Raw genomic sequence first — 21,799 nt, forward strand, 5'->3', positions numbered from 1 at the left:
AACCGCGATTCAGGCGAACGACCTGATTGGCCGCAAGACGGTGCGCGATGGCGGCAAGGTGGCGAAGTCGCTGCTCGCCGACGTGGCTGCGACGATCGAGGCACTGGGCGCGCAGCAGGGCCCGGCGTTCGCGTCGATGAAGAAGTATCTCGCGCAGGGCCATCAATCGTTGGGCGCGGCGGTGGATTTCGTCGTGGCGAATACGAAGGGCGATCCGAACGCGGTGTTCGCCGGCAGCGTGCCGTATCTGAAACTCGCGGGCATCGTGCTGGGCGGCTGGCAGATGGCGCGCGCGTTGCTGGTGGCGGCGCAAAAGCGCGACGAAGATCCTTCGTTCTACGGCGCCAAGATCGCGACCGCGCAGTTCTACGCGGAGCATGTGCTGCCGCTGGCGTCGGCGCTCGAAGCGTCGATTGTCAGCGCAAAGGGTGGGGAGAGTGTGCTGGCTTTGTCGGAAGATCAGTTCTAACGCGGCTTTTTACTTCGCTTTAAAAAACAAACGGCGCCTTGTCAGGCGCCGTTTGTTTTTGTGGCGCTGGTCCGTGAGATCACGAACCAGCGCTACCGCTCTCGCGAAGCGTCGTCGTTAAAGCTTAGGCATAAGCCGGGCGATGCGCTCCGCCAATCTCGCCGAGATAGCGATGCACCGACAGATCGTCCGCCTTGATGGCCGGCTGCTTGCCCGACATCACGTCGGCGAGCAGTTGGCCCGAGCCGCACGACATCGTCCAGCCGAGCGTGCCGTGGCCCGTGTTCAGGAACAGGTTCGGTACGGGAGTGCGGCCGACGATCGGCGTGCCGTCCGGCGTCATCGGGCGCAGACCGGTCCAGAAGGTGGCCTTCGACGTATCGCCGCCGCCCGGGAACAGATCGTTCACGCACAGTTCCAGCGTTTCGCGGCGCGCCTGACGCAACGATTTGTCGAAGCCGACGATCTCCGCCATGCCGCCCACACGAATCCGGTCGTCGAAACGCGTGATCGCGATCTTGTACGTTTCGTCGAGCACGGTCGACACCGGCGCCGACGCTTCGTTGACGATCGGCGCGGTGATCGAATAACCCTTGAGCGGATAGACCGGAATCTTCACCAGACCGGACAGGAACTGCGTCGAGTACGAACCCAGCGCGACGACGAACGAATCCGCGCGCACCATTTCTTCGCCGCACTTCACGCCGGCGATGCGGTCGCCGGCCATCGCGAGTGCGTCGATCGGCGTGTTGTAGCGGAACTTGACGCCCAGTTCTTCAGCCAGCGCGGCGAGGCGCGTGGTGAACATCTGGCAGTCGCCGGTTTCGTCGCCCGGCAGGCGCAGACCGCCGGTCAGCTTGTGCGACACCGCGGCGAGCGCCGGTTCGGCCCGCGCGAGCTCGGCCGGCGACAGCAGTTCATACGGCACATTGGCTTCCTGCAGCACGGCGATGTCTTTCGCGGCGCCATCGAATTGCTGCTGCGTGCGGAACACCTGAAGCGTGCCGCCCGTGCGGCCTTCGTACTGGATGCCGGTTTCGGCGCGCAGCGCTTGCAGGCAATCGCGGCTGTATTCGGCGAGGCGAACCATGCGGCCCTTGTTCACCGCATAACGCGACGACGTGCAGTTCTGCAGCATCTGCCACATCCACTGCAACTGGAATTGGGTGCCGTCAAGGCGGATCGCCAGCGGCGCGTGTTTCTGGAACATCCACTTGACTGCTTTCAGCGGCACGCCCGGTGCAGCCCACGGCGACGCGTAGCCCGGCGAGATCTGGCCGGCGTTGGCGAAACTGGTTTCGAGCGCCGGGCCGGCCTCGCGATCGATAACGGTCACTTCGTGCCCCGCGCGAGCCAGGTAATACGCGCTGGTCACGCCGACAACGCCACTGCCCAAAACGACGACTCGCATAGATGCTCCAGGTATTCAATAAGGTCTGAGGACGGTGCGCTTGTCGATTCGTTGGAATTCGTTCGATTAACGAGGTGTTTCGCGGATCGTCCAGTGTTAACCGCTATACTATTAACAGTCAGGCAGGTTTTGTTATTGTATTTTCAAGATTTTCAGCAAAAACACCATGCGTACACAGCGCCAACCGGTCCGGACCCTCGACAAACTCGATCGCAAGATCCTGCGGCTGCTGCAGCAGGACGGCCGCATGGCCATGAAGGACCTGGCCGAACAGGTTGGACTGTCGGTCACGCCGTGCATCGAGCGCGTCAAGCGGATGGAGCGCGACGGCGTGATCACCGGCTACCACGCGCGCGTGAATCCGGCGGAGTTGGGCGCGGCGCTGCTGGTGTTCGTCGAGATCACGCTGGATCACAAGAGCGGCAACATGTTCGACCAGTTCCGCCGCGAGGTGCAGAAGATCCCCGAGGTGCTGGAGTGCCATCTGATATCGGGCGATTTCGACTATCTGATCAAGGCGCGCATCGGCGAAATGGCCGATTACCGGAAGCTGCTGGGCGATATCCTGTTGCAACTGCCCGGCGCGGTTCAGTCGAAAAGCTATGTCGTGATGGAGGAGATCAAGGAAACGCTGATCATTCCGGTAGGGGATTGAACGGCACGACGGCGCTCGGCAGGGCTCGACAAACGGCGTAAACACTGTATATTTGTACAGGTGTTTTGCGCCGTTTTCTGTTTTTACTTGTTCCAGCCGTGACCGACTCCGACTCCCACTTCGTCAACGAATTTCCGATCGCGCCGCCCGCGCCTCGCAAGGGCCGTGGCGCGGTGACGAACCTGCAAGGGCGCTACGAAGTCGACCAGCGGGAAGCGGTGGACGACGGCTGGCTGTCGGCGCCGGAAGACGATGACGAGCCCAAGGTCTTGCGCACGCAGGTCTTCCAAGAGCGGGCCAAGACCATTCTTACGCGCAACGCGTCGCCGGATATTCCGTTCAGCGTGTCGCTGAACCCGTATCGTGGCTGCGAGCACGTTATCCGTCACGAAAAAGTGTTCACAAGGGTAACTAGGTCTGCTGGTTTTGACTTTGATTGTTCTGTATTCTGAAAGAATACAGACTCGGCGTCGCGAAAAAAATTGTTCGCACACGACGAATAATGGGGTGTTGGCGCGAGGGTCCGAGCTCACCTGAACAATATCGTTCCAAACAGGTACTTAATCTGAGCTCGGTAGTGTTTTTCCGACTATTGACAGGCTAGCCAGATGGTCAGAAATCGATGGGCGGGTTTTTCTAGTTCCATCACTGCGCTTTCCGTGGTCGTCTGCCCGAATGCGCAGAATCAGTTCCGCATAACTAGTATCATACTGAGCAATCTTTGCTTGTTTTTCCCGATTTTCCTTTCGGAGACGATTCACCTTTTGCTTCAGCGTCTCTTCGACCGGATTCGCGTCCGATTCTCTTATCTCGCCTGTCGGCCGCGAGAGGGAACTAGATTGTCCGAGTTCCGTTTCTCTTGTTCTCGTGTCTTTGCCACGCAGATGTGCGATGCTTCCCGGTCTGAATCGTTGTCGTAGGATTCCTCGCTCAACGGCCCGGGTGCGTTCGATTAGCTGCTCTATAGAAAGTATACGCGCGCCGAGCTTAACGCCCAACTCGTTTTGCTCCTCCATGAGTCGTGTGATTTCTTTTTCGAGAAAGCTTCCCTTTTCTTGCTCCTGATAATCCTGAATTGTTCGCCTAACTTTGGGAAATCTGCATTTTTCATGTCCGATTAACGTCCGAGAATGGCCTGCCTCAATCGAGACTGATGAAATGTTGACTACAAGATTCCCGGCTGAAGCGAGAGGCTTTAGCTTTTCGCTTCTTGGAACGTTTTCCACGAGTCGAACGAACGCGTCGACGAACTCTTGTTCGAGCCCTCGCGATGTGTCCGATGGACCTTCGTCTCGGTCAAACTCCTTCATACGACTTCTCCTTGGAGATATTTAAGGAAGTTTCGCGCTTGCTCTGCTCGCGCGAGGTGCACGCGATACTCCCTTTCGTATCCTCTTTCTTTAGCCTGCTCGTAGAAAACGATTTGGCTCGCCAATCTATTTTGCCAGAATGGCAAATGGTCGCTATCAATGGCAAAGCACCCACATCCCGCGCACATCCCAGGCGACCGTGCGGCAAAGTCGGGCGTGATGGTATTCCAACTCGCGGCGTTTGTAGCTTTCCTGCACAACGAGGCTTTTGGATTTGCTCGAATACAGCATTTCCCATGGTCGGCGAAGAAAATTCTCAAATCGTGCGCGACGACGATACGTGCAACCCTGTGCTCCAAATCCGCGAGGTTGGGAGCTTCAGTAAACTCGGACCCACTAAAATAATCTTTTATCGATTCGGCCATTTTTCCCGCGATTTTCCGGCCTCGTACGGCCTCGACGAAAAAAGCTACCGTCTCCGAAAAGAGCACTGAGTCGAATTCGTTTCGTTGCTTCGCGTGAGACGGATAATATGCGCGTTCGGTGACCTCTTCGTCGAAATGAGCGAAATGGTCCGAAACAGCCGGCAAAAGCGACCTGCGTGTATCGAGAATGTATGCTGCGAAAGTTTTCCTTCCTTGCTGCGGTCGGATGAACAACCCACTGCTGTCACGATATTGCTTTAAATTTTCTCCTCGGAGACTTGTGTCAGGAAGGTTCGACAGGTCGACTTCGCTGTACATAAAATGCTTTGTGCCGCGAAGGAGCCGGCTTGCCCGAATTGGCTTGACAGTGCTTTTGGTCCACGGAAGCGATTTGGCCTGCGTGAACGTCAATACCAAGCGAGTCTGGCCGCTGAACTCACGCCAGGGTTGGAAGAGCCGCTGAAGCACCCGAATCGCTTTGACAGGAAGCGGTTCCCATGCTGCTCCATAGGGTCGAGAGCCGAGAACCCATTCGTGTTGTTCCGGTTTCTTTCTGCCTTTCGATACCAATCCCTTCAGATAAAATATTTCAAGCAGGCCGCTCTTGGAGGGGCGGCTAAGAACGCAGGGCGGGAGGTTTGTGTTGTCTTGCGCTGACCCTTCTAAGCTACAAATTTCGCTTGTGCGAATTCCAACCAGGAACCAAAGAAGAAGTGCCGCCGCTTCTCGCGTAAAAAAAATTAGATTGCGTAACACCTGCGTCGGAGCGAGTTTTACACCTCCCCAAACGGGATTTTCGGCTGTCTCCCAAGAGATTGCCTCACGCCAAGGATTGCCCTCCCCAGGCAGGCAGCGAAATCTGAAGCGACAGATTATCTCATTGCATTTTTGTAACTGCACTGGAGGCTGTAGATTTTCGGTCTGGCAACGGTGCCGGACCCGCAGATAGCGTCTCTGAAGTACTATGACGTCCTCAGAGATATGCTCAACCCATTTTATTGCTGCCGCTAACAAGGGCAATGCGACCTCGTCGGGCAACGGTGGAATGCGGCGAATTACCGTCGGAAGAATCGCGCCAGTTACCTTTTCAGCTTTCTTTCCGTTGAACGGAACCTCTGGCATCGGCTCCAACCCTCGGTCGATGAGCCTCTTGGATTGCGCATAAATGAAGTAGACGATGACGATACGCATGGCGAGTTGCCCGTGCGTGAACTTGTCTTCTGCGCCGATTGCTTTCGAGTTCAGCGTCGAATCGGTTTCTTCGTCGGTTAACTCGAACTGCGTTTCCTCCGATACGTCTTCCGCAATGCTCTCATCCAGAGAGCGAGAAGAAATTGGCCGCTCCCCATAAAACTTCGAGCGGTCAACCAGAAGAAGCGGTAAGTCATCGACAAACTCGTCGAGTTTTGATGGTGTTAGTTGACCGAAAGACACAAGACCTCGGAAAATCATCCATCAAACGTGAATGTACGAGCTACACGACGTCGTGTAGTCGATAATCAATCGAACTGACGGCAATTTGCCGATACCCGTCAGCATACTGTTTCAGTTTATTAGATGGCACGATGCTTTCCAGTTTGTGCCCGTAAATGCCGTACGCTGCAAACACGATTGTAGTTGTCGGTCCCTCGCCCTGCTACTAAATGTACGACAGTGGGAGGTTGCGGTGGCGAGGAACAGGCATCGGGCATTATCGCCGGGGACTCGGTGATGAGAGAAGAAATGGGCTAGAAAAGCTGCATCTGGCCTGTGGTATCGCACGGTCGCCGGAATACGTTTACATTCAACTGGCGCCTCGAAGTATTCAAAGCGAGCCTGCGACACGCCAAGGAAAACCTCTTCTGGACGAGTTCCGCGAATAGCCCCGTTCCGCGCATCCGCGTGCCAAAGCCTGATTGGTAGAGGTTTCCCTCTCGTATTTGTTCAATGAGGCTCAGGACGTGCTTTTGTCTGTCGGGATAGTGTATTGCCAGCCACTCTATAAATATGTCCCGCACCTCGAGGGGTAACCGGAGCATCACGTACCCAGCAGCTTCGGCGCCAGCGCCCGAAGCCTCTTCTAGGATGCGCTCTATGTCTGAGTCATTCAGCGCTGGAATGATTGGTGCGACTAAGACGCCCGTGGGAATTCCTTGCTCGGCCAGTTTTCGTATCGCGTCAAGCCGCCGTCTTGGAGCATTGGCTCGTGGCTCCAGCTTCCGAGCGAGTTCTGCGTCAAGAGTTGTAACTGAAAGGAAAACACGCGCAAGTCCTCTGGTCGCCATTCGAGCAAGAATGTCTGAATCTCGCACAACCAGCGCGGACTTCGTCGTGATTGCTACTGGGTGTCCATACGCTTCCAGTACTTGAAGGATTTCTCTTGTGAGCTTGCGGTCGTGCTCTATGGGTTGATAGGGGTCTGTGTTCGTTCCCATCGCAATTACTGACGGTTTATAGCTCGGTTTGTCTAGTTCACGTCTAAGTTGCTCAGCCGCGTTCGTTTTGGCGAACAGTTTTCTCTCGAAGTCGAGGCCGGGCGATAAACCAAGGTACGCATGGGTTGGCCGAGCAAAACAGTAGGAACATCCATGCTCGCACCCTCTGTAGGGATTGATGGATTGGTCAAACGGGACGTCGGGAGACTGATTCCGAGTGATGATGGTCTTTGCTGACACATCTGTGGTTTCAGTTTTCCATTCTGACAATGACTCATGCACGAAGTCAGCTGCGTGCCTTTCGTCGTCGGGCGACCTGCTCCACTCGTCGAAGCGGCAGTTGGCATTGGTCGAGGTGCCTCGACCCTTGATTAGGTGAATGTGTTGGATTTTCACAACGGACCCTCCTGCGTCGGCTACCCTGTATATATATACAGTAGTTCGCGCCTCTTCTCAACTGTTCGCACACTCTCGTACTAGTGAACAGAGTTCATGTCGTATAAAGCCGGGCTGCATTTATTGTTTCGCGCGGCCCACGCACGCTTATCTGGGGCTGTCGCCGGGGCTCGACTTCGAAAGCCGGATCTACGCCAAGATGAATGCGCCGGAATTGCTCGAGCGGGAATTGTCGAAGAAGTCCTATGTGCCGGAGCCGATCGCGCTGGGCGTCAATACGGACGCCTGGCAGCCTGTCGAGCGTGACTTGCGGCTCACGCGCAGGGTGATCGAAGTGCTCAGCGAACGTCAGCATCCGTTTGCGGCGATCACCAAGTCGTCGCTGATCGAACGCGATCTCGATCTGCTGGCGCCCATGGCGGCGCGGGGGCAATTCATGGCGGCCATTACGATCACCACGCTGGACGCCGAGATCGCTCGTACGCTGGAACCGCGTGCGGCCACGCCGTCACGGCGGCTGCGCGCCATCCGCACGTTGAGCGAGGCGGGCATTCCGGTCGGCGTCAGCATCGCGCCGGTGATTCCGTTCGTCACCGAACCGGACATGGAGCGCGTGCTGGAAGCCTGTGCGGAGGCCGGCGCGAGCAACGCGAGCTATATCGTGCTGCGGCTGCCGTGGGAAGTCGCGCCGCTGTTCAAGGACTGGCTCGCGGCGCACTTTCCGGATCGTGCCGATCGGGTGATGAGTCGCGTGCGGGACATGCGGGGCGGGAAGGACTACGACTCGTCGTTCTCCACGCGCATGAAGGGCGAAGGCTTGTGGGCCGATCTGCTCAAGCAGCGATTCCACAACGCGGTGCGCCGTCTGGGCCTGAATCGGCGGGACCGCGGCATTCTGGATATGTCGCACTTTCGCCCGGTAGACGTGCCGCGTGCCGATAAACCGGCACGCGACGATCCTCAACTGAATCTTTTCTAGCGCGACGCGCAGCGGCTCATTGCGAGAGCGCTTTGGCCGCCTGCACCTGGCTTTCGAAGTACGTCTGGAACGAAATGGCGAGACCTGTCATCAGCAGGAAGGCGCCGATCAGCAGCGAAAAGATCACGACGAAAATGACCGTCCAGCCGGAGCGGCTTTTGCGCTGGGTCTGAGCGTTGAACTGCGCGTCCCACTTTTCGTCCGGACGCAACCCGTAGACGATCGCGGCGAGAAACGCGGCGAGCAGCGAAACCGCGCCGGGAAAGGCCAGCACCCAGCCGAGCATCGAGGACCGTTCGCTCGCCACCAGCAGCATGGCGCCCGGAATACCGATCAGCGTGCCGATCACGTGTGCCCATCCGTAGATGTCGCGCATGCCGTACAGATAGAACCGGTGAGCGCCGAGGCTGCCGAAGAAGAACGCCAGTGCGGCCGTAATCGTCTTGGATCTGAAACGCGAGGAAGTCGAGACAAGGGTGGACATGTAGGCCAGAGCAGAGTGACAGGCGGTCGAAAGGAGCAGCGCGCGGCGCGCGGACCGACGCGCATTCTACGCCCGCCACGGGCCGCCGGTCACGTGATGGGTGGTCGCGGCATCGTTAGGAGCGCTCTCAGTCGCGGGGCGAAGGGTGGGTGGTTGCGGCAGCGGTGCAGAGGGTGATCATGGCAGCTTGGCGAGTGGTGCGAGGAGCGCTGGATCCGGCTGGATCGGCGGCGCGGGTACCGGCGCTCGATTGACTGGCCAAGCTTTTGGAGCGCACGGAGTTCGATGCCGCTTGCCACGCGAGGCGCCTACGGCGCCGAATAGGTCACGCGATAAACAGCGCCGGCGTAGTCGTCGCTGATCAGCAGCGAGCCGTCGGGCAGCGGCAGCACGTCGGCCGGGCGTCCCCACTCGGTTTCGCCGGATTGGAGCCAGCCTTCGGCAAACACTTCTTGGCGGGCATTGCTGCCATCCGGGTTCGTAGTCACGTGCACGACGCGATAGCCGACCTTCTTGCTGCGATTCCACGAACCGTGCTCGGCGACAAAAATACTGTTCCGGTACGCGGCCGGAAACATCGGGCCGTCGTAAAAGCGCATGCCGAGCGCCGCGACATGCGCGCCGAGTTTGACCGCGGGCGGCGTAAACGTGTTGCACGGATGGTCCTTGCCGAACTCGGGATCTGGCGTGTCACCGCCATGGCAGTACGGAAAGCCGAAATCCATTCCGGCGCGCGGCGCGCGGTTGAGCTTGTCGTCCGGCACGTCGTCGCCAAGCAGGTCGCGGCCGTTATCCGTGAACCATAGATCATGCGTCACGGGATGCCAGGCGAAGCCGACCGAATTGCGGATGCCGCGCGCCACGACCTCGTAATGACTGCCGTCCGGGTCCATGCGGCCGATCAACGCGAAGCGGTTGCGATCTTTCAGGCAGACGTTGCAGGGCGCGCCCTGCGGCACGTAGAGCTTGCCGTCCGGGCCGAACGCGATGAATTTCCAGCCGTGGTGCGTCTCCGTGGGCAATGTGTCGATCACGACGACGGGTTTGGGCGGATCGTTCAGGTGAGTGTCGATCGCATCGAAGCGTACAATTTTCGACACCGCGGATACGTAGAGCGCGCCATTGTGCCAGGCCACGCCTGCGGGCGTTTCGAGGCCGGAAGCGATCACGTGGCGGGCCGTCACGCGTCCGTTTTGCAATTCGAGCGCGTAGACGTGGCCGTCGAGGCTGCCTATATAAAGAACGCCTTCCGGCGAGAGCGCCATGGCTCGCGCGCTCGGGACGGCGCTCGACAAGACCTCGATATGGAAGCCCGGCGGAAGTTTGATCCGGTCCACCGGCAGCGCGGCGAGCGCTGGCAGGGCAGTTGCGGCGAGCAGCACGGCCGTGCCTATGCGAAGGGCCCGGCTTTGCAAATCACGCGCCGAGGAGGCGAACCGTATGGCGGCGGTACGGAAAGCGCGTAAAAACACAATTGGCGGCAGGAGTTTCACTGGCGCTCCGTCAGGTAATTCGGGCGTTTCGACGTGGTTCCGGGCTCCCGCCTGTATGGCCGGCGCAACCCCGTCGCTCAGTTTATCCGGGTAAGTGTTTGTTATGGCGTTGGTTTCCCGCTATAATCGCGTGTTTCAGTCGTTCCGAACCCCGGTTTTCAAGGATTCTAGTATGGTCATCATCCGCTTGGCTCGTGGCGGCTCCAAGAAGCGCCCGTTCTACAACATCGTCGCAACCGATTCGCGTAACCGTCGTGACGGCCGCTTCATCGAGCGCGTTGGCTTCTACAACCCGGTCGCTACGAAGGGTGAGTCCCTCCGTATCGCTCAGGACCGCCTGACGTACTGGCAAGGCGTTGGCGCACAACTGTCGCCGACCGTCGAGCGCCTCGTGAAGGAAGCTGCAAAGGCGCAGCCGGCTGCTTAATGGTAGCTAGCATGCGTGTCGTCGTCGGTTCGACCGGCGGCTCGCGCGGTGTGCGTGAGCAGTCCGATGCGCGAGTTGTTTTGCTGAAGCAGGCGTCGAAGCTGGCAGCGAGGTTCTCTTCGAGGTGTCCTTATGTCTGAGCGTGATTCCGGCAGTTCAGGTCGCGCAAAGGCCACAGCGGCAGCAGCCCCGCGCGCGAAGACGTCTGGTCAGGCGCCGTTCGGTGCATTCGTCCGCAAGCCGGTCGAAAAAGCTGAAGGCAAGGCGAAAGCCCAAGTTGCAAACGCCGGTTCCGGTGCGGCAGAAATGCACACGGAAACGGCGGAAAGCTGGCCGGCCGATGCGGTCGAGGTCGGCGCCATCGTCGACGCTTACGGCCTCAAAGGCTGGGTCAAGGTGGCCGCGCACGCGGATGCCGGTCACGGTGGCGATGCGCTGCTGAGCGCGAAGCGCTGGTGGCTGATCAAAGGCCCGGAGCGCAAATCGGCGCCGTCGTTGCAGGCGAAAATGCATAGCGATAGTGTGGTTGCCCATCTGGGCGGCGTCACTGACCGCGATGTCGCGCTGGCACTGCGCGGCTCCCGCGTCTATATCAGCCGCAGCGAATTTCCGGCTCTCGAAGCCGACGAATTCTACTGGGTCGACCTGCTCGGCCTGGACGTGGTGAACGTTGCCGGGGTCAATCTCGGCAAGGTTGCAGACATGATCGACAACGGTGCGCACTCGGTGTTGCGCATCGAATATCCGGATACCGACAAAAGCGGCAAGCCGGTCACCGGCGAGCGTTTGATCCCGTTCGTCGGCGTCTTTGTAAAAACGGTGGACCAGGCGGCGAAGCAGATCACTGTCGACTGGGAAGCCGATTACTAAATAATTTCGCTGAATGGAGAGAGCGATGCAGTTCGATGTCGTTACGCTCTTTCCTGACATGTTTCGCGCGCTGACCGACTGGGGTATCACCAGCCGTGCGGCGAAGCAGGAGCGCTACGGGTTGCGTACGTGGAATCCGCGCGATTTCACAACCGACAACTACCGCACGATCGACGATCGCCCATATGGCGGCGGCCCCGGCATGGTAATGCTGGCCAAACCGCTGGAAGACGCGATCGGCGCGGCGAAAGCGGCGCAGGCGGAGCAGGGCATCAGCGCGTCGCGTGTCGTGATGATGTCGCCGCAAGGTGCCACGCTGAATCACGACCGCGTCATGCAGTTTGCTGCCGAACCCGGCCTGATCCTGTTGTGCGGTCGCTATGAAGCGATCGATCAGCGTTTGCTCGACCGTGTCGTCGACGAAGAAGTCAGCCTTGGCGACTTCGTGCTGTCGGGCGGCGAATTGCCGGCCATGGCCTTGATGGACGCCGTGGTGCGTCAATTGCCCGGTGTGCTCAACGACTCGCAGTCGGCGGTGCAGGACAGTTTTGTCGACGTGCTGCTGGATTGTCCGCATTACACGCGCCCCGAGGAATACGACGGCGTGCGTGTGCCCGATGTGCTGCTCGGCGGCCATCATGCGGAAATCGTTGCGTGGCGTCGGCGTGAAGCCTTGCGCAACACGTGGAACAAGCGGCCCGATCTGATCGTGAAGGCCAGAAAGAACAAGATGTTGAGCCGTGCCGACGAGGCATGGCTTGCGAGTCTCGCGAAGGAAGAGTCGAAGGCGTAAAGCCTTGGGTCTTTCAAGCGGACATTAGGCGGCGCCGCGCATGCGTGCACGGCGCCAGATGTGAACCCATCCTCTATCGGGGCCGTAGCCAAGTGTTTTCACGAGGCAGGTACGAACGTCGACAAGATGGACTTAGGAGTCAGTGATGAATCTGATTGCAATTCTCGAGCAGGAAGAAATCGGCCGCGCTCTCGGCGAGAAAACCATCCCCGAATTCGCCCCCGGCGATACGGTGATCGTCAGCGTGAACGTGGTTGAAGGTACGCGTAAGCGTGTTCAGGCTTACGAAGGCGTCGTGATCGCCAAGCGTAACCGTGGTCTGAATTCGTCGTTCATCGTCCGCAAGATTTCGTCGGGCGAAGGCGTCGAGCGTACGTTCCAGACGTACTCGCCGCTGCTGGCAAGCATCGTCGTGAAGCGTCGTGGCGATGTGCGTCGTGCGAAGCTGTACTACCTGCGCGACCGTTCGGGCAAGTCGGCCCGGATCAAGGAAAAGCTGGTCGCGAAGAAAGACCGCGCTGCTCCGGAAGCGTAAAAGCTGTAAGAAAAAGCACCCCTCGCGGGTGCTTTTTTGTTTGCCAGGTCAAAATAGCGGCATGTCCCCTATCCGCTCATTTCGAGAGACCCGTTGACCCGCCCCGTCTTTGAGCCTGAAACCTTGCCTGTCGAAGCAACAGGCACCGATCTGCCGCCGGTGGCCGGCGACCGTCTCACGCCAGACGGCCTGCGCGCACGCTTCGAGCAACGCCTTGCCTGGACCCCGGAGCTCGTCGTCGATGCGCCCTGGCGCGATACGCATGCCGATCCGCGAGTCGCGGCGGTGCTGGTGCCGCTGGTGGTCCGCGAACACGGCCTGAGCGTGCTGCTGACTCAGCGTGCCGACCATCTGAACGATCATGCAGGCCAGGTGAGTTTTCCTGGCGGCCGTCATGAACCCTTTGACGCCGACGCTACCGCCACCGCGCTGCGCGAAGCGGAGGAGGAGGTCGGTCTCGATCCATCGCGTGTGGAAATTCTCGGCGCATTGCCCGACTATCTGACGGGCACCGGTTTTCGCGTGACGCCGGTGATCGGCCTCGTGCATCCGCCGTTCACGGTAAAGGCGGACGCGCTGGAGGTGGCCGAAGTCTTCGAAGTGCCGCTCGCGTTCCTAATGAACCCCGCGCATCACGAGGTGCGTGTGTTCCGTTATGAAGGCGGCGAACGGCGCTTTTTCGCGATGCCGTATCCGCGCACCGCATCGGCTGGTGCCGATGCGGAAGTTGACGAGAGCAGCAGCGAAGTCGGCAGCCACTATTTCATCTGGGGCGCGACGGCCGCCATGCTGCGCAACTTCTATCGCTTCCTCGCGGCATGAGCCGCATGGACTGTGCAGTTGTCGGCTGTTTGTCGAGGTCCGCGCTCAGTGGCATCCGACCCTGTGCTATCGTTATAAAACAATCGTAAAACTCGAAAAGCACGGCGCACCGCATGACTTTTTTCTCCGTATTGCTGGCTCTGATCATTGAACAGGTACGCGCGCTGTCGCCGAACAATCCGGTGTCCGCGTTGCTTCAATACCATGCGGAGTCGGCGGCGCACGGATTCGATGCAGGCAAGCCGAAGCACGGCTTGCTCGCCTGGCTCGTGGTGGTGGTGCCGTGGACGCTGGTCGTCGCGCTCGTCTACTACGTGCTGTATCACATTCACTTTGCGCTGGCGTTCCTGTGGAACGTCGCGGTGCTGTATTTCACGCTGGGCTTCCGCCAGTTCAGCCACTATTTCACGGACATCCACCTCGCGTTGAATAACGACGACGTGCCGCGCGCGCGTGAGATCCTGAACGAATGGACCGGGCTCGATACCGTCGACATGCCTGTCAGCGAGATCGTGCGTCACACGCTGATTCACGCGGTGGTCGCTTCGCATCGGCACGTGTTCGGTGTGTTCTTCTGGTTCCTGATTCCGGCCGGACCGGCGGGCGCGGTGCTATATCGGATTGCCGAATATCTGGCGCGCACGTGGGCGCGGCCGGTCGACGATCGTACCGTCGCGTTTTCGAGCTTTGCTCAGCGTGCGTTCTTCGTGATCGACTGGGTGCCGGCGCGGCTGACGTCGCTGGGCTTTGCGATCGTCGGCAATTTTGAAGACGCGATTTATGCATGGCGCAACCATGCGCGCCAATGGCCGGACGCGAACGACGGCGTGTTGCTGGCCGCGGGCAGCGGCGCCTTGGGCGCACGTCTGAGCGGGCCGCTGGCTGAACCGTCGAGTCTCGACGCGCTCGCCACCGGCGACGGCGGCCCGATGCAGGTCGGCGACGACTGCACGCCGCGCACGCTGCAATCGGCCGTGGGCCTGGTGTGGCGCGCGGTGGTGCTGTGGATGATTTTGTTGCTGATGCTGACGATTGCGGTGTGGCTGGCTTGACGCTATCAAGCTAGCGCTATTCGCTGTAGAGAAAGAAAGCCGCACTTCGGTATCAGTCTGCCGACAAACCCTACGCTTTGAAGAAACGTAGGGTTTTGTTTTTAAGGGCGAGAAATCGTATCGTGGAGCGCATCGTCACGGCATTTTCCATTCATGCCGTGACACCGTACGCACGCGCCGGTCAGCGATGAGCCGCTTCATCCGTCCAGCGGATCGCGTGCCGTCCCACACTGCCAGCAGACCGTAAACTGCGCCTCGAGCGCCTCGCCACACTGACGGCACTTCCACCCAGGCGACCCCGCCGCCGGTCCATGCGAAGCTGCGTCGATCAACCTCCGCGCCATCGCTTCGTCGCGTTCATCGACGAGCCAAAGCTCCGGCGAGCACTGATCCGCCGGAATATCGCCGAGCGCGCCGTTCAGATAACGGTTGTGCAACTCGCAAGCAATGCCCGCAGTGGCCAGCACATTGACCCAATGCTGGCCGATGATCAGATTCGGCGCGCGCATGAGTCTCATGTCAGCGGACGATCTGGCTGGCTTCGTGCACGAGTTGCGCATACAGCGCATGCCGTTCGCGGCGGATGCGGCCATCCGCGACCGCCTCGAGAATCGCGCAACCGGGTTCCTGCAAATGATGGCAGTTGTAGAACCGGCAGTTCGGCAACAGCGGCCGGAACTCCGGAAACGCGCGCTCGAGCCGGCCTTCAGTCAAATGATGCAGGCCGAATTCCTGGAAGCCCGGCGAGTCGATCAATGCGCCGCCTTCGCCGTCCGCGCTGTCGGGCAGCGGATAGAGACGCGTGAAGGTCGTCGTATGGCGTCCGCTGTTCAGTGCGGTCGAAATTTCGCGCGTGGCGACTTCGGCATCGGGAATCAGCAGATTCACAAGCGTCGATTTGCCCATGCCGGACTGGCCGAGCAGCAGCGTCGAATGCCCTTGCAAATGCAAGATCAACGCAGCCCGCGCGGCTTCGGGCTGTGTCTTGATCGACACTTCGACAACCGTATAACCCAGCGCGCGATACGGTTCGAGCCGTTTACGCGCACCTTCGAGTTCAGCAGTCACGTCGGTCTTGTTCAGCACGATCAGCGGCTTCAACTCGTTCGCCTCTGCCGCGACGAGCGCGCGCCCGAGCAGATCTTCGCTAAAATGCGGTTCGGTGGCCAACACGACCAGCAGCTGATCGAGGTTGGCAGCGAACAGCTTCGACTTGTACTGATCCGAGCGATACAGCAGATTACGCCGCTCGCCGATCTCGACGATCACGCCTTGATCCGCCGAAGCCAACTCATAAACCACGCGATCGCCAACGGCCACCTCGCTGCGCTTACCGCGTGGGAAGCACTGGAGCATGGGGCCGCCGTCATCCGGCGCGACCAGATAGTGGCGGCCATGCGCGGCCACCACGAGGCCGCCTACGCGCGTGCTGGACGGCGCGCGCGGCGCTTTCGGGGAGCGGCCGCTCATGCGTGCCGCAGCAGGCGGTCGATCCGCTGCGACGCCGGCGGATGCGAGTAGTAGAACGCGGTGTAGAGCGGGTCGGGCGTCAGAGTCGATGCGTTGTCCTCGTACAGCTTGACGAGCGCGTTGACGAGGTCTTGTGCGTCGGTCTGCGTCGCGGCGAACGCGTCGGCCTCGAACTCGTGCTTGCGCGAGCTGAGGCTGCCGAGCGGCGTCACGAAGAACAGGAACACCGGCAGCGCGAGGAAGAACAGCACCAGCGCGAGGCCACTATTGCCGCCGATCAGCGATGGCCGCACGCCCAGCCCTTCATAAAACCACACGCACTGCGTGAGCCAGCCGAGCAGGGCGAGCATCGCGAGAGAGATTGCGAAGGTGACGAGCATCCGCTTGATCACGTGACGGCGCTTGAAGTGGCCGAGTTCATGCGCGAGCACGGCTTCGATCTCGCTGCCCGACAGACGCGCGAGCAGCGTGTCGAAGAACACGATCCGCTTGGCCGCGCCGAAGCCGGTGAAGTAGGCATTGCCGTGCGCCGAACGGCGGCTGCCGTCCATCACGAACAGACCCTTGGCAGCGAAACCGCAGCGCTGCATCAGCGCTTCGATGCGGCTTTTCAGCGCTTCGTCCTTGAGCGGTTCGAACTTGTTGAAGAGCGGCGCGATAAACGACGGATACAGCACCAGCACGAGCATCTGGAACGCGACCCACACGATCCACGTCCACAGCCACCACAGACTGCCGGCCTGGTTCATCAGCCACAGCACGACGAACAGCAACGGCAGACCGAACGCGGCGCCGAGCAGCACACCCTTGATCCGGTCGATGAAGAAAATGCCCTTGCTCATGCGGTTGAAGCCGAAGCGCTGCTCGACCACGAACTGGCGGTAGTAATCGAACGGCAGATCGATCACGCTGGTGATCGCGATTACCGCGGCGACCAGCGCGATCTGGCCGATGTAACCGCGGCCGAGCCAGTCGGATATCCCAAGATCCAGCGCCTGCACGCCGCCGAGCAACGTGAGTCCGATCAGCACGGCCGCGCTGACGACGATTTCGATCATGGTGAGGCGGGTGCGCTCGACGGTGTAGTCAGCGGCGCGCTGGTGCGCGGTGAGCGCGATGGTGCCGGCGAACTGGCTCGGCACCTGCTCGCGATGGCCGGCCACGAAGCGGATTTGCCGCGACGCGAGCCACAGTTTGGTGCCGACCATCGCCACGACGGCGACGACGAACAGAACGGTGAAGTACAGGGTAGGCATCCGGGGATTCCGTGGTATCTATGCGAGAATTATATGTTTCTTCCCGCCGCGCGGCGGGAACACGCTCAAACCAATCTCAAACGAACAATCGCCGTGGCAGACGGGCTTGCACAAAGCCGTTTGCGCGGCCCTCAGGGTTGCCTTCATGACTGACATCCTCGCATCCACCGAACAGCCGCCGCTCGTGCGCAGCGACATGAATCTCGTCTGGCTGGACATGGAAATGACCGGGCTCGAGCCCGATTCCGACCGCATCATCGAAATCGCGGTGGTGGTGACGAATTCGACGCTCGACAGGCTGGTCGAAGGTCCGGTTCTGGCGATTCATCAGAGCGACGAGACGCTCGCCAAAATGGATCAGTGGAATCAGAACACGCATGGCCGTTCGGGCCTGATCGACCGTGTAAAGGCGTCCACAGTCAGCGAGGCCGACGCCACCGAACAGATTCGCGATTTCCTGAGCATTTACGTGCCGCCGGGCAAATCGCCGATGTGCGGCAACTCGATCTGCCAGGACCGCCGCTTCATGGCGCGCTGGATGCCGGATCTGGAGCGCTTCTTCCATTACCGCAATCTCGACGTCAGCACGTTGAAGGAACTGTGCCGCCGCTGGCAGCCGACCATCTACAAGGGCTTCCAGAAGCGCGCGATGCACACGGCGCTGGCCGATATCCACGAGTCGATCGACGAACTGAAGTACTACCGCGAGCACTTTCTGATTCCGTCTGCGCCGGACGCCGCCGACGGCGCGCAATAACACTGGCGAATAAAATCGCCTAAGCCGGCCGGGGCGCGCGCTGCGCGTTCTTCGGCCGGAACGCCTTCACCAGATCGGCGTTGGTTTCCACGTACGGTCCGCCGATCAGGTCGATACAGTACGGCACCGCGGCGAAAATGCCCGGCACCTTCACCGCGCCGCCTGCTTCGGCGTCGCGCAAACCTTCCAGCGTTTCCTTGATCGACTTCGGCTGACCCGGCAGATTGATGATCAGCGCCGCGTGCTCCGCCGTTTCGCGGATCACGGCGACCTGGCGCGACAGAATCGCGGTCGGCACGAAATTCAGGCTGATCTGCCGCATCTGCTCGCCGAAACCCGGCATTTCCCTGGTGGCGACGGCAAGCGTCGCCTCGGGCGTTACGTCGCGGCGAGACGGGCCGGTGCCGCCGGTGGTCAGCACCAGATCGCAGCCGACTTCGTCGACCAGTTCGGTCAGCGTGGCGGAAATGGTCGGCGCGTCGTCCTGAATCAGGCGCGTGACCACTTGCCACGGCGAAGTCAGCGCCGCGCCGAGCCACTCCTGCAAGGCCGGAATGCCCTTGTCCTCGTACACGCCGGTGGACGCGCGGTCGCTGATCGACACGAGGCCGATCACGATTTCGTCGGGGTGCTTGCGTGCCGCTTTAGGCGTCGCGGTCGTCATCGTCGTCTTCGTCCAGGGTGTCGTCGGCGTCGGAATCCGTCTGCGCGGACGGTCCGTCCGCGTTCTTGATCCACTGGAACAATTCGCGGAAGTAGCGCGGCGGCTTGCTCTGCAGCGCTTCCTTGCGGGCGTTGCGGATCAGCGTGCGGCCTTGCTGCGGGTCGGCGTTCGGGTGCTGGCGGATGAAATCGGTCAGCGCGGCGTCGTCGGCGAGCAGTTTTTCGCGGGTGCGCTCGATCCAGTGAAGCTTGGCCGTTTCCGCCTTGTTGACGCCGTTATAGGTGTCGAGCGCGGTGCGCAGCGCGGCGGTTTCCTCGTCCAGCAGCGAGCGCATCACGCGGCCCACGTATTGCACCTGGCGGCGCTTGCCTTCGTGATCGGTGATGCGGCGCGCTTCGCGCACGGCGTCGTCGAGCTTTTCGGGCATCGGCATGCGCTTGAGCGCGTCTTTGGGCAGCGCGATCAGCGCCGAGCCCAGCTCCTGCAGCTCGTGCATTTCGCGCTTGAGCTGGGACTTGCTGGGACGGTCGTAGCCGTTCTCGTCGACTTCCGGCTCGGCGGATTCGATGGGTTGAATGCGGGTTTTGCGTGTCATGCCGATATTGTAACGTGCCGCGTCCACCGAACCCGCGGTGCTGCCGCGCGCAAGATCTCGCGCATTGCGAAGCGATGACAATGCGGCGCCTCAGGCGGCGCCCGGTCGACGTGACGCGAGGCGCAGCGAATGCCAGGTACGGCGTCGCGTACCTTGCTATGATCGCGGGATACGTCACCCGACACACGCGCCGGACACACGCGCAGACGCGCTCGTGCACGCAGGCGTCAGGCATGCGCGTGACCGGTGCGAACTCAGCGAATACAGCGAACATAGCGAACCCACCCAGGGCCGCTCGGCCCCGAACAGGACGGCAACGACAATGGCAGCAGACATGGACGTCAAGCAGCGCTTTTTTCCGCATACCCAGGATGAGCTGAAGGAAATCGCCTCGGACATCCTTCGTCACGCGAAGTCGCTCGGCGGAACCGACGCGGCGACCGAGATTTCCGAAGGCGACGGCTTGTCCGTCTCCGTGCGGCGCGGCGAAGTCGAGACGATCGAGCACAACCGCGACAAGATGGTCGGCGTGACGGTGTTCATCGGCAACAAGCGCGGCAATGCGAGCACTTCGGACTTTTCTTCGCAGGCTTTGAAGGATACGGTCGCGGCGGCCTATAACATCGCCCGCTTCACGGCGGAAGACGATTGCGCGGGCCTCGCCGAAGCCGAGCTGCTGGAAACGGCGCCGCGCGACCTCGATCTCTATCACCCGTGGAATCTGTCCGCCGACGAAGCGGTGGAAATCGCCCGCCGCGCGGAAGACGCCGCATTCGCGACCGATCCGCAGATCAAGAATTCGGAAGGCGCGAGCGTCTCGGCGCAGCACTCGCAGTTCGTGCTGGCCACCTCGCGCGGCTTCCTGGCGGGCTATCCGTACTCGCGTCACTACATCGCGTGCGCGCCGATCGCCGGCAGCGCCCGCAACATGCAGCGCGACGACTGGTACACGTCCACCCGCAGCGCGGAAGAACTGGCCGATCCGGAAGCAGTCGGCCGTTACGCGGCGCAACGCGCGCTGGCGCGTATCGGCGCGCGCGGTCTGGATACGCGCAAGGTGCCGGTGCTGTTCGAAGCGCCGCTCGCCGCGGGCATCCTCGGCGCGTTCGTGCAGGCCACGAGCGGCGGCGCGCTGTATCGCAAGACCTCGTTCCTCGTCGACAGCCTCGGCAAGCCGGTGTTCGCGCCGCACGTGCAAGTGGTCGAGGACCCGCATGTCCCTCGCGCCATGGGCAGCGCGCCGTTCGACGAAGAGGGCGTGCGCACCAAACAGCGTTCGGTGGTGAAAGACGGCGTGGTGGAAGGCTATTTCCTGTCCACGTACTCGGCGCGCAAGCTCGGCATGCAGACCACCGGCAATGCCGGCGGCTCGCACAACCTGTCGCTGCGCAGCTCGAACACGCGTCCCGAAGACGACTTCGAAGAGATGCTGCGCAAGCTCGGCACGGGTCTGCTGCTGACCGAACTGATGGGGCAGGGCGTGAACTACGTGACGGGCGACTACTCGCGCGGCGCGTCGGGCTTCTGGGTCGAGAACGGCAAGATCCAGTATCCGGTCGAGGAGATCACGGTGGCGAGCACGCTGCAGGAGATGTTCCACCACATCGTTGCGATCGGCGCGGATACGATCACGCGCGGCACCAAGCAGACCGGCTCGGTGCTGATCGAACGGATGACGATCGCGGGGCAGTAAGCGGGTTTAGCCGCTGCCGGGCCGCGTTTTCAGTTGGCCCGTAAAAAGCAGAACGCCACGCAAGTCACTGCGTGGCGTTTTTTTATGCATGATCGGGCGCCAGCGCCGACCGTTTGCTTTGCGCGCGGCGCTAACGTCTCAAGCCAAAAAAACCTTCAAGCGCCTTTGCGCTTATACGTCACGAACGCGTAGTCGAAATCGTTCGGCGCATCCGCGCGATGCGTTTCATGCGCGACTTCTTCCCACTCGTTTTCATCGAGCGCGGGAAAAGTGGCGTCGCCTTCGAAGTCGGCGGAAATCTCGGTGATGATCAGCTTGTCCGCCTGCCGCAAACCTTCCGCGTACAACTGCGCGCCGCCGATCAGAAACGCTTCCGGCGCCTGATCCTGAGCGGCGAGCTTGAGCGCGTCTTCGAGCGTGGTGGCCGCGTCGCAGCCCTGGAAACGCCGCGTGGCGTCCCGTGTCACGACGATGTTGCGGCGTCCCGGCAACGGCCGGCCGATCGACTCGTGCGTCTTGCGTCCCATGATGATGGGCGCGCCCATGGTGGTGCGCTTGAAGAACGCGAGGTCTTCAGGAAGTCGCCAGGGCAACTGGTTGTCGCGGCCGATCACGCCATTATTGGCGCGAGCGACGATCAGGGTGAGCGTCGTCATCGAATGGAAAGGGGAACGTAACCGGACTGATTCTACCTGACGTGCGGGTCCGGGCCGCGGCGGCGGGTTTCGGCACGGCGGCCGTGCAGTCGGCCGGGACGCGCCCGGCAAGCCACGCGCTCGCCGCAAGGGGGATGCGGCTGCCTGACCACGCGGCGACGCAGCTTCACGCA

The 21,799-nt window shown here is 60.9% G+C and carries 22 protein-coding genes and 2 pseudogenes; 12 read left to right on the plus strand and 12 right to left on the minus strand.

Annotation, left to right across the window (positions count from 1 at the left end):
* Positions 1–469, plus strand: a 469-nt coding sequence (locus PQR54_RS31105) for an acyl-CoA dehydrogenase C-terminal domain-containing protein (protein WP_408252505.1), incomplete at its 5' end; no start/stop codon positions are given.
* Between the two features lie 124 nt (positions 470–593).
* Here PQR54_RS31105 and PQR54_RS31110 read toward each other — a convergent pair.
* The gene (locus PQR54_RS31110) at positions 594–1,880 is read right to left on the minus strand and encodes a D-amino acid dehydrogenase (protein WP_408252507.1); all 1,287 of its coding nucleotides are present in this window, start codon (positions 1,878–1,880) and stop codon (positions 594–596) included.
* Between the two features lie 166 nt (positions 1,881–2,046).
* Here PQR54_RS31110 and PQR54_RS31115 point away from each other — a divergent pair, with 166 nt between their 5' ends.
* Positions 2,047–2,535, plus strand: coding sequence for an Lrp/AsnC ligand binding domain-containing protein (locus PQR54_RS31115; protein ID WP_408252509.1), 489 nt, complete (start codon positions 2,047–2,049; stop codon positions 2,533–2,535).
* 98 nt (positions 2,536–2,633) lie between these two features.
* Positions 2,634–2,984: pseudogene (locus tag PQR54_RS31120) on the plus strand (PA0069 family radical SAM protein); the annotation flags it as partial.
* Positions 2,985–3,095: 111 nt separating this feature from the next.
* Here the strand turns inward: PQR54_RS31120 and PQR54_RS31125 are convergent.
* The 3 genes from PQR54_RS31125 to PQR54_RS31135 all read right to left on the minus strand — a co-directional run bounded on the left by PQR54_RS31125 (position 3,096) and on the right by PQR54_RS31135 (position 7,080).
* On the minus strand, positions 3,096–3,845 hold the full coding sequence (locus PQR54_RS31125) for a hypothetical protein (RefSeq protein WP_408252511.1): 750 nt from the start codon (positions 3,843–3,845) through the stop codon (positions 3,096–3,098).
* A complete protein-coding gene (locus tag PQR54_RS31130) occupies positions 3,842–5,704 on the minus strand; it encodes a hypothetical protein (protein ID WP_408252513.1) in 1,863 nt (620 codons plus the stop codon). Before PQR54_RS31130 ends, PQR54_RS31125 begins: the two co-directional genes overlap by 4 nt.
* A gap of 293 nt (positions 5,705–5,997) precedes the next feature.
* Positions 5,998–7,080 (minus strand): PA0069 family radical SAM protein, encoded by a 1,083-nt coding sequence (locus PQR54_RS31135; RefSeq protein WP_408252515.1) that lies wholly within the window; start codon positions 7,078–7,080, stop codon positions 5,998–6,000.
* 112 nt (positions 7,081–7,192) lie between these two features.
* On the opposite strand from PQR54_RS31135, the pseudogene PQR54_RS31140 reads away from it, so the two are divergent.
* A pseudogene (locus tag PQR54_RS31140) lies at positions 7,193–8,059 on the plus strand (PA0069 family radical SAM protein); the annotation flags it as partial.
* Positions 8,060–8,075: 16 nt separating this feature from the next.
* Here PQR54_RS31140 and PQR54_RS31145 read toward each other — a convergent pair.
* Both PQR54_RS31145 and PQR54_RS31150 read right to left on the minus strand, forming a co-directional pair.
* Positions 8,076–8,543 (minus strand): NINE protein, encoded by a 468-nt coding sequence (locus PQR54_RS31145; RefSeq protein ID WP_408252517.1) that lies wholly within the window; start codon positions 8,541–8,543, stop codon positions 8,076–8,078.
* A 308-nt stretch (positions 8,544–8,851) separates the two neighbouring features.
* Positions 8,852–10,036 (minus strand): PQQ-dependent sugar dehydrogenase, encoded by a 1,185-nt coding sequence (locus PQR54_RS31150; RefSeq protein WP_408252519.1) that lies wholly within the window; start codon positions 10,034–10,036, stop codon positions 8,852–8,854.
* Between the two features lie 172 nt (positions 10,037–10,208).
* Between PQR54_RS31150 and rpsP the strand changes: the two genes are divergently transcribed.
* From rpsP to PQR54_RS31180, 6 genes are all read left to right on the plus strand, one after another.
* On the plus strand, positions 10,209–10,463 hold the full coding sequence (gene rpsP / locus PQR54_RS31155) for a 30S ribosomal protein S16 (protein ID WP_007180912.1): 255 nt from the start codon (positions 10,209–10,211) through the stop codon (positions 10,461–10,463).
* Positions 10,464–10,595: 132 nt separating this feature from the next.
* Positions 10,596–11,333, plus strand: a complete 738-nt coding sequence (rimM, locus tag PQR54_RS31160) for a ribosome maturation factor RimM (protein WP_408252521.1) — start codon at positions 10,596–10,598, stop codon at positions 11,331–11,333.
* Between the two features lie 25 nt (positions 11,334–11,358).
* The gene (trmD, locus tag PQR54_RS31165) at positions 11,359–12,126 is read left to right on the plus strand and encodes a tRNA (guanosine(37)-N1)-methyltransferase TrmD (RefSeq protein ID WP_408252523.1); all 768 of its coding nucleotides are present in this window, start codon (positions 11,359–11,361) and stop codon (positions 12,124–12,126) included.
* Between the two features lie 145 nt (positions 12,127–12,271).
* Positions 12,272–12,661 carry a 50S ribosomal protein L19 gene (gene rplS, locus PQR54_RS31170; protein ID WP_012433948.1) on the plus strand — a complete coding sequence of 130 codons (390 nt, stop codon included), beginning with the start codon at positions 12,272–12,274 and terminating at the stop codon, positions 12,659–12,661.
* 93 nt (positions 12,662–12,754) lie between these two features.
* Complete coding sequence (locus tag PQR54_RS31175; RefSeq protein ID WP_408252525.1) at positions 12,755–13,483, plus strand: CoA pyrophosphatase; 729 nt, start codon at positions 12,755–12,757, stop codon at positions 13,481–13,483.
* 113 nt (positions 13,484–13,596) lie between these two features.
* Positions 13,597–14,535 carry a CobD/CbiB family protein gene (locus tag PQR54_RS31180; RefSeq protein ID WP_408252527.1) on the plus strand — a complete coding sequence of 313 codons (939 nt, stop codon included), beginning with the start codon at positions 13,597–13,599 and terminating at the stop codon, positions 14,533–14,535.
* 197 nt (positions 14,536–14,732) lie between these two features.
* On the opposite strand, the gene PQR54_RS31185 is transcribed toward PQR54_RS31180, so the two are convergent.
* From PQR54_RS31185 to PQR54_RS31195, 3 genes are read right to left on the minus strand one after another with little or no spacing between them, the layout of a single operon-like run.
* Positions 14,733–15,053 carry a putative signal transducing protein gene (locus PQR54_RS31185; protein WP_408252529.1) on the minus strand — a complete coding sequence of 107 codons (321 nt, stop codon included), beginning with the start codon at positions 15,051–15,053 and terminating at the stop codon, positions 14,733–14,735.
* Position 15,054: 1 nt separating this feature from the next.
* Positions 15,055–16,005 (minus strand): ribosome small subunit-dependent GTPase A, encoded by a 951-nt coding sequence (rsgA, locus tag PQR54_RS31190; protein ID WP_408252531.1) that lies wholly within the window; start codon positions 16,003–16,005, stop codon positions 15,055–15,057.
* On the minus strand, positions 16,002–17,261 hold the full coding sequence (locus PQR54_RS31195) for a M48 family metallopeptidase (protein ID WP_408252532.1): 1,260 nt from the start codon (positions 17,259–17,261) through the stop codon (positions 16,002–16,004). The genes rsgA and PQR54_RS31195 overlap by 4 nt, the downstream gene beginning before the upstream one ends.
* Before the next feature lie 145 nt (positions 17,262–17,406).
* Here PQR54_RS31195 and orn point away from each other — a divergent pair, with 145 nt between their 5' ends.
* Positions 17,407–18,018 (plus strand): oligoribonuclease, encoded by a 612-nt coding sequence (gene orn, locus PQR54_RS31200; protein ID WP_408252534.1) that lies wholly within the window; start codon positions 17,407–17,409, stop codon positions 18,016–18,018.
* 19 nt (positions 18,019–18,037) lie between these two features.
* On the opposite strand, the gene mog is transcribed toward orn, so the two are convergent.
* Positions 18,038–18,682, minus strand: a complete 645-nt coding sequence (gene mog / locus PQR54_RS31205; RefSeq protein WP_408252536.1) for a molybdopterin adenylyltransferase — start codon at positions 18,680–18,682, stop codon at positions 18,038–18,040.
* Positions 18,663–19,277 (minus strand): ribosome biogenesis factor YjgA, encoded by a 615-nt coding sequence (gene yjgA / locus PQR54_RS31210; RefSeq protein WP_408252538.1) that lies wholly within the window; start codon positions 19,275–19,277, stop codon positions 18,663–18,665. The genes mog and yjgA overlap by 20 nt, the downstream gene beginning before the upstream one ends.
* 322 nt (positions 19,278–19,599) lie before the next feature.
* Between yjgA and pmbA the strand changes: the two genes are divergently transcribed.
* Entirely contained in the window at positions 19,600–20,970 is a 1,371-nt protein-coding gene (gene pmbA, locus PQR54_RS31215; RefSeq protein ID WP_408252540.1) for a metalloprotease PmbA, read from the plus strand.
* A 155-nt stretch (positions 20,971–21,125) separates the two neighbouring features.
* Here the strand turns inward: pmbA and PQR54_RS31220 are convergent, their stop codons facing one another.
* On the minus strand, positions 21,126–21,626 hold the full coding sequence (locus tag PQR54_RS31220) for a dihydrofolate reductase (protein ID WP_106309958.1): 501 nt from the start codon (positions 21,624–21,626) through the stop codon (positions 21,126–21,128).
* Between the last annotated feature and the right edge of the window lie 173 nt (positions 21,627–21,799).

The sequence above is a fragment of the Paraburkholderia phytofirmans genome (assembly GCF_046028095.1).
GTDB lineage: Bacteria > Pseudomonadota > Gammaproteobacteria > Burkholderiales > Burkholderiaceae > Paraburkholderia > Paraburkholderia phytofirmans_A.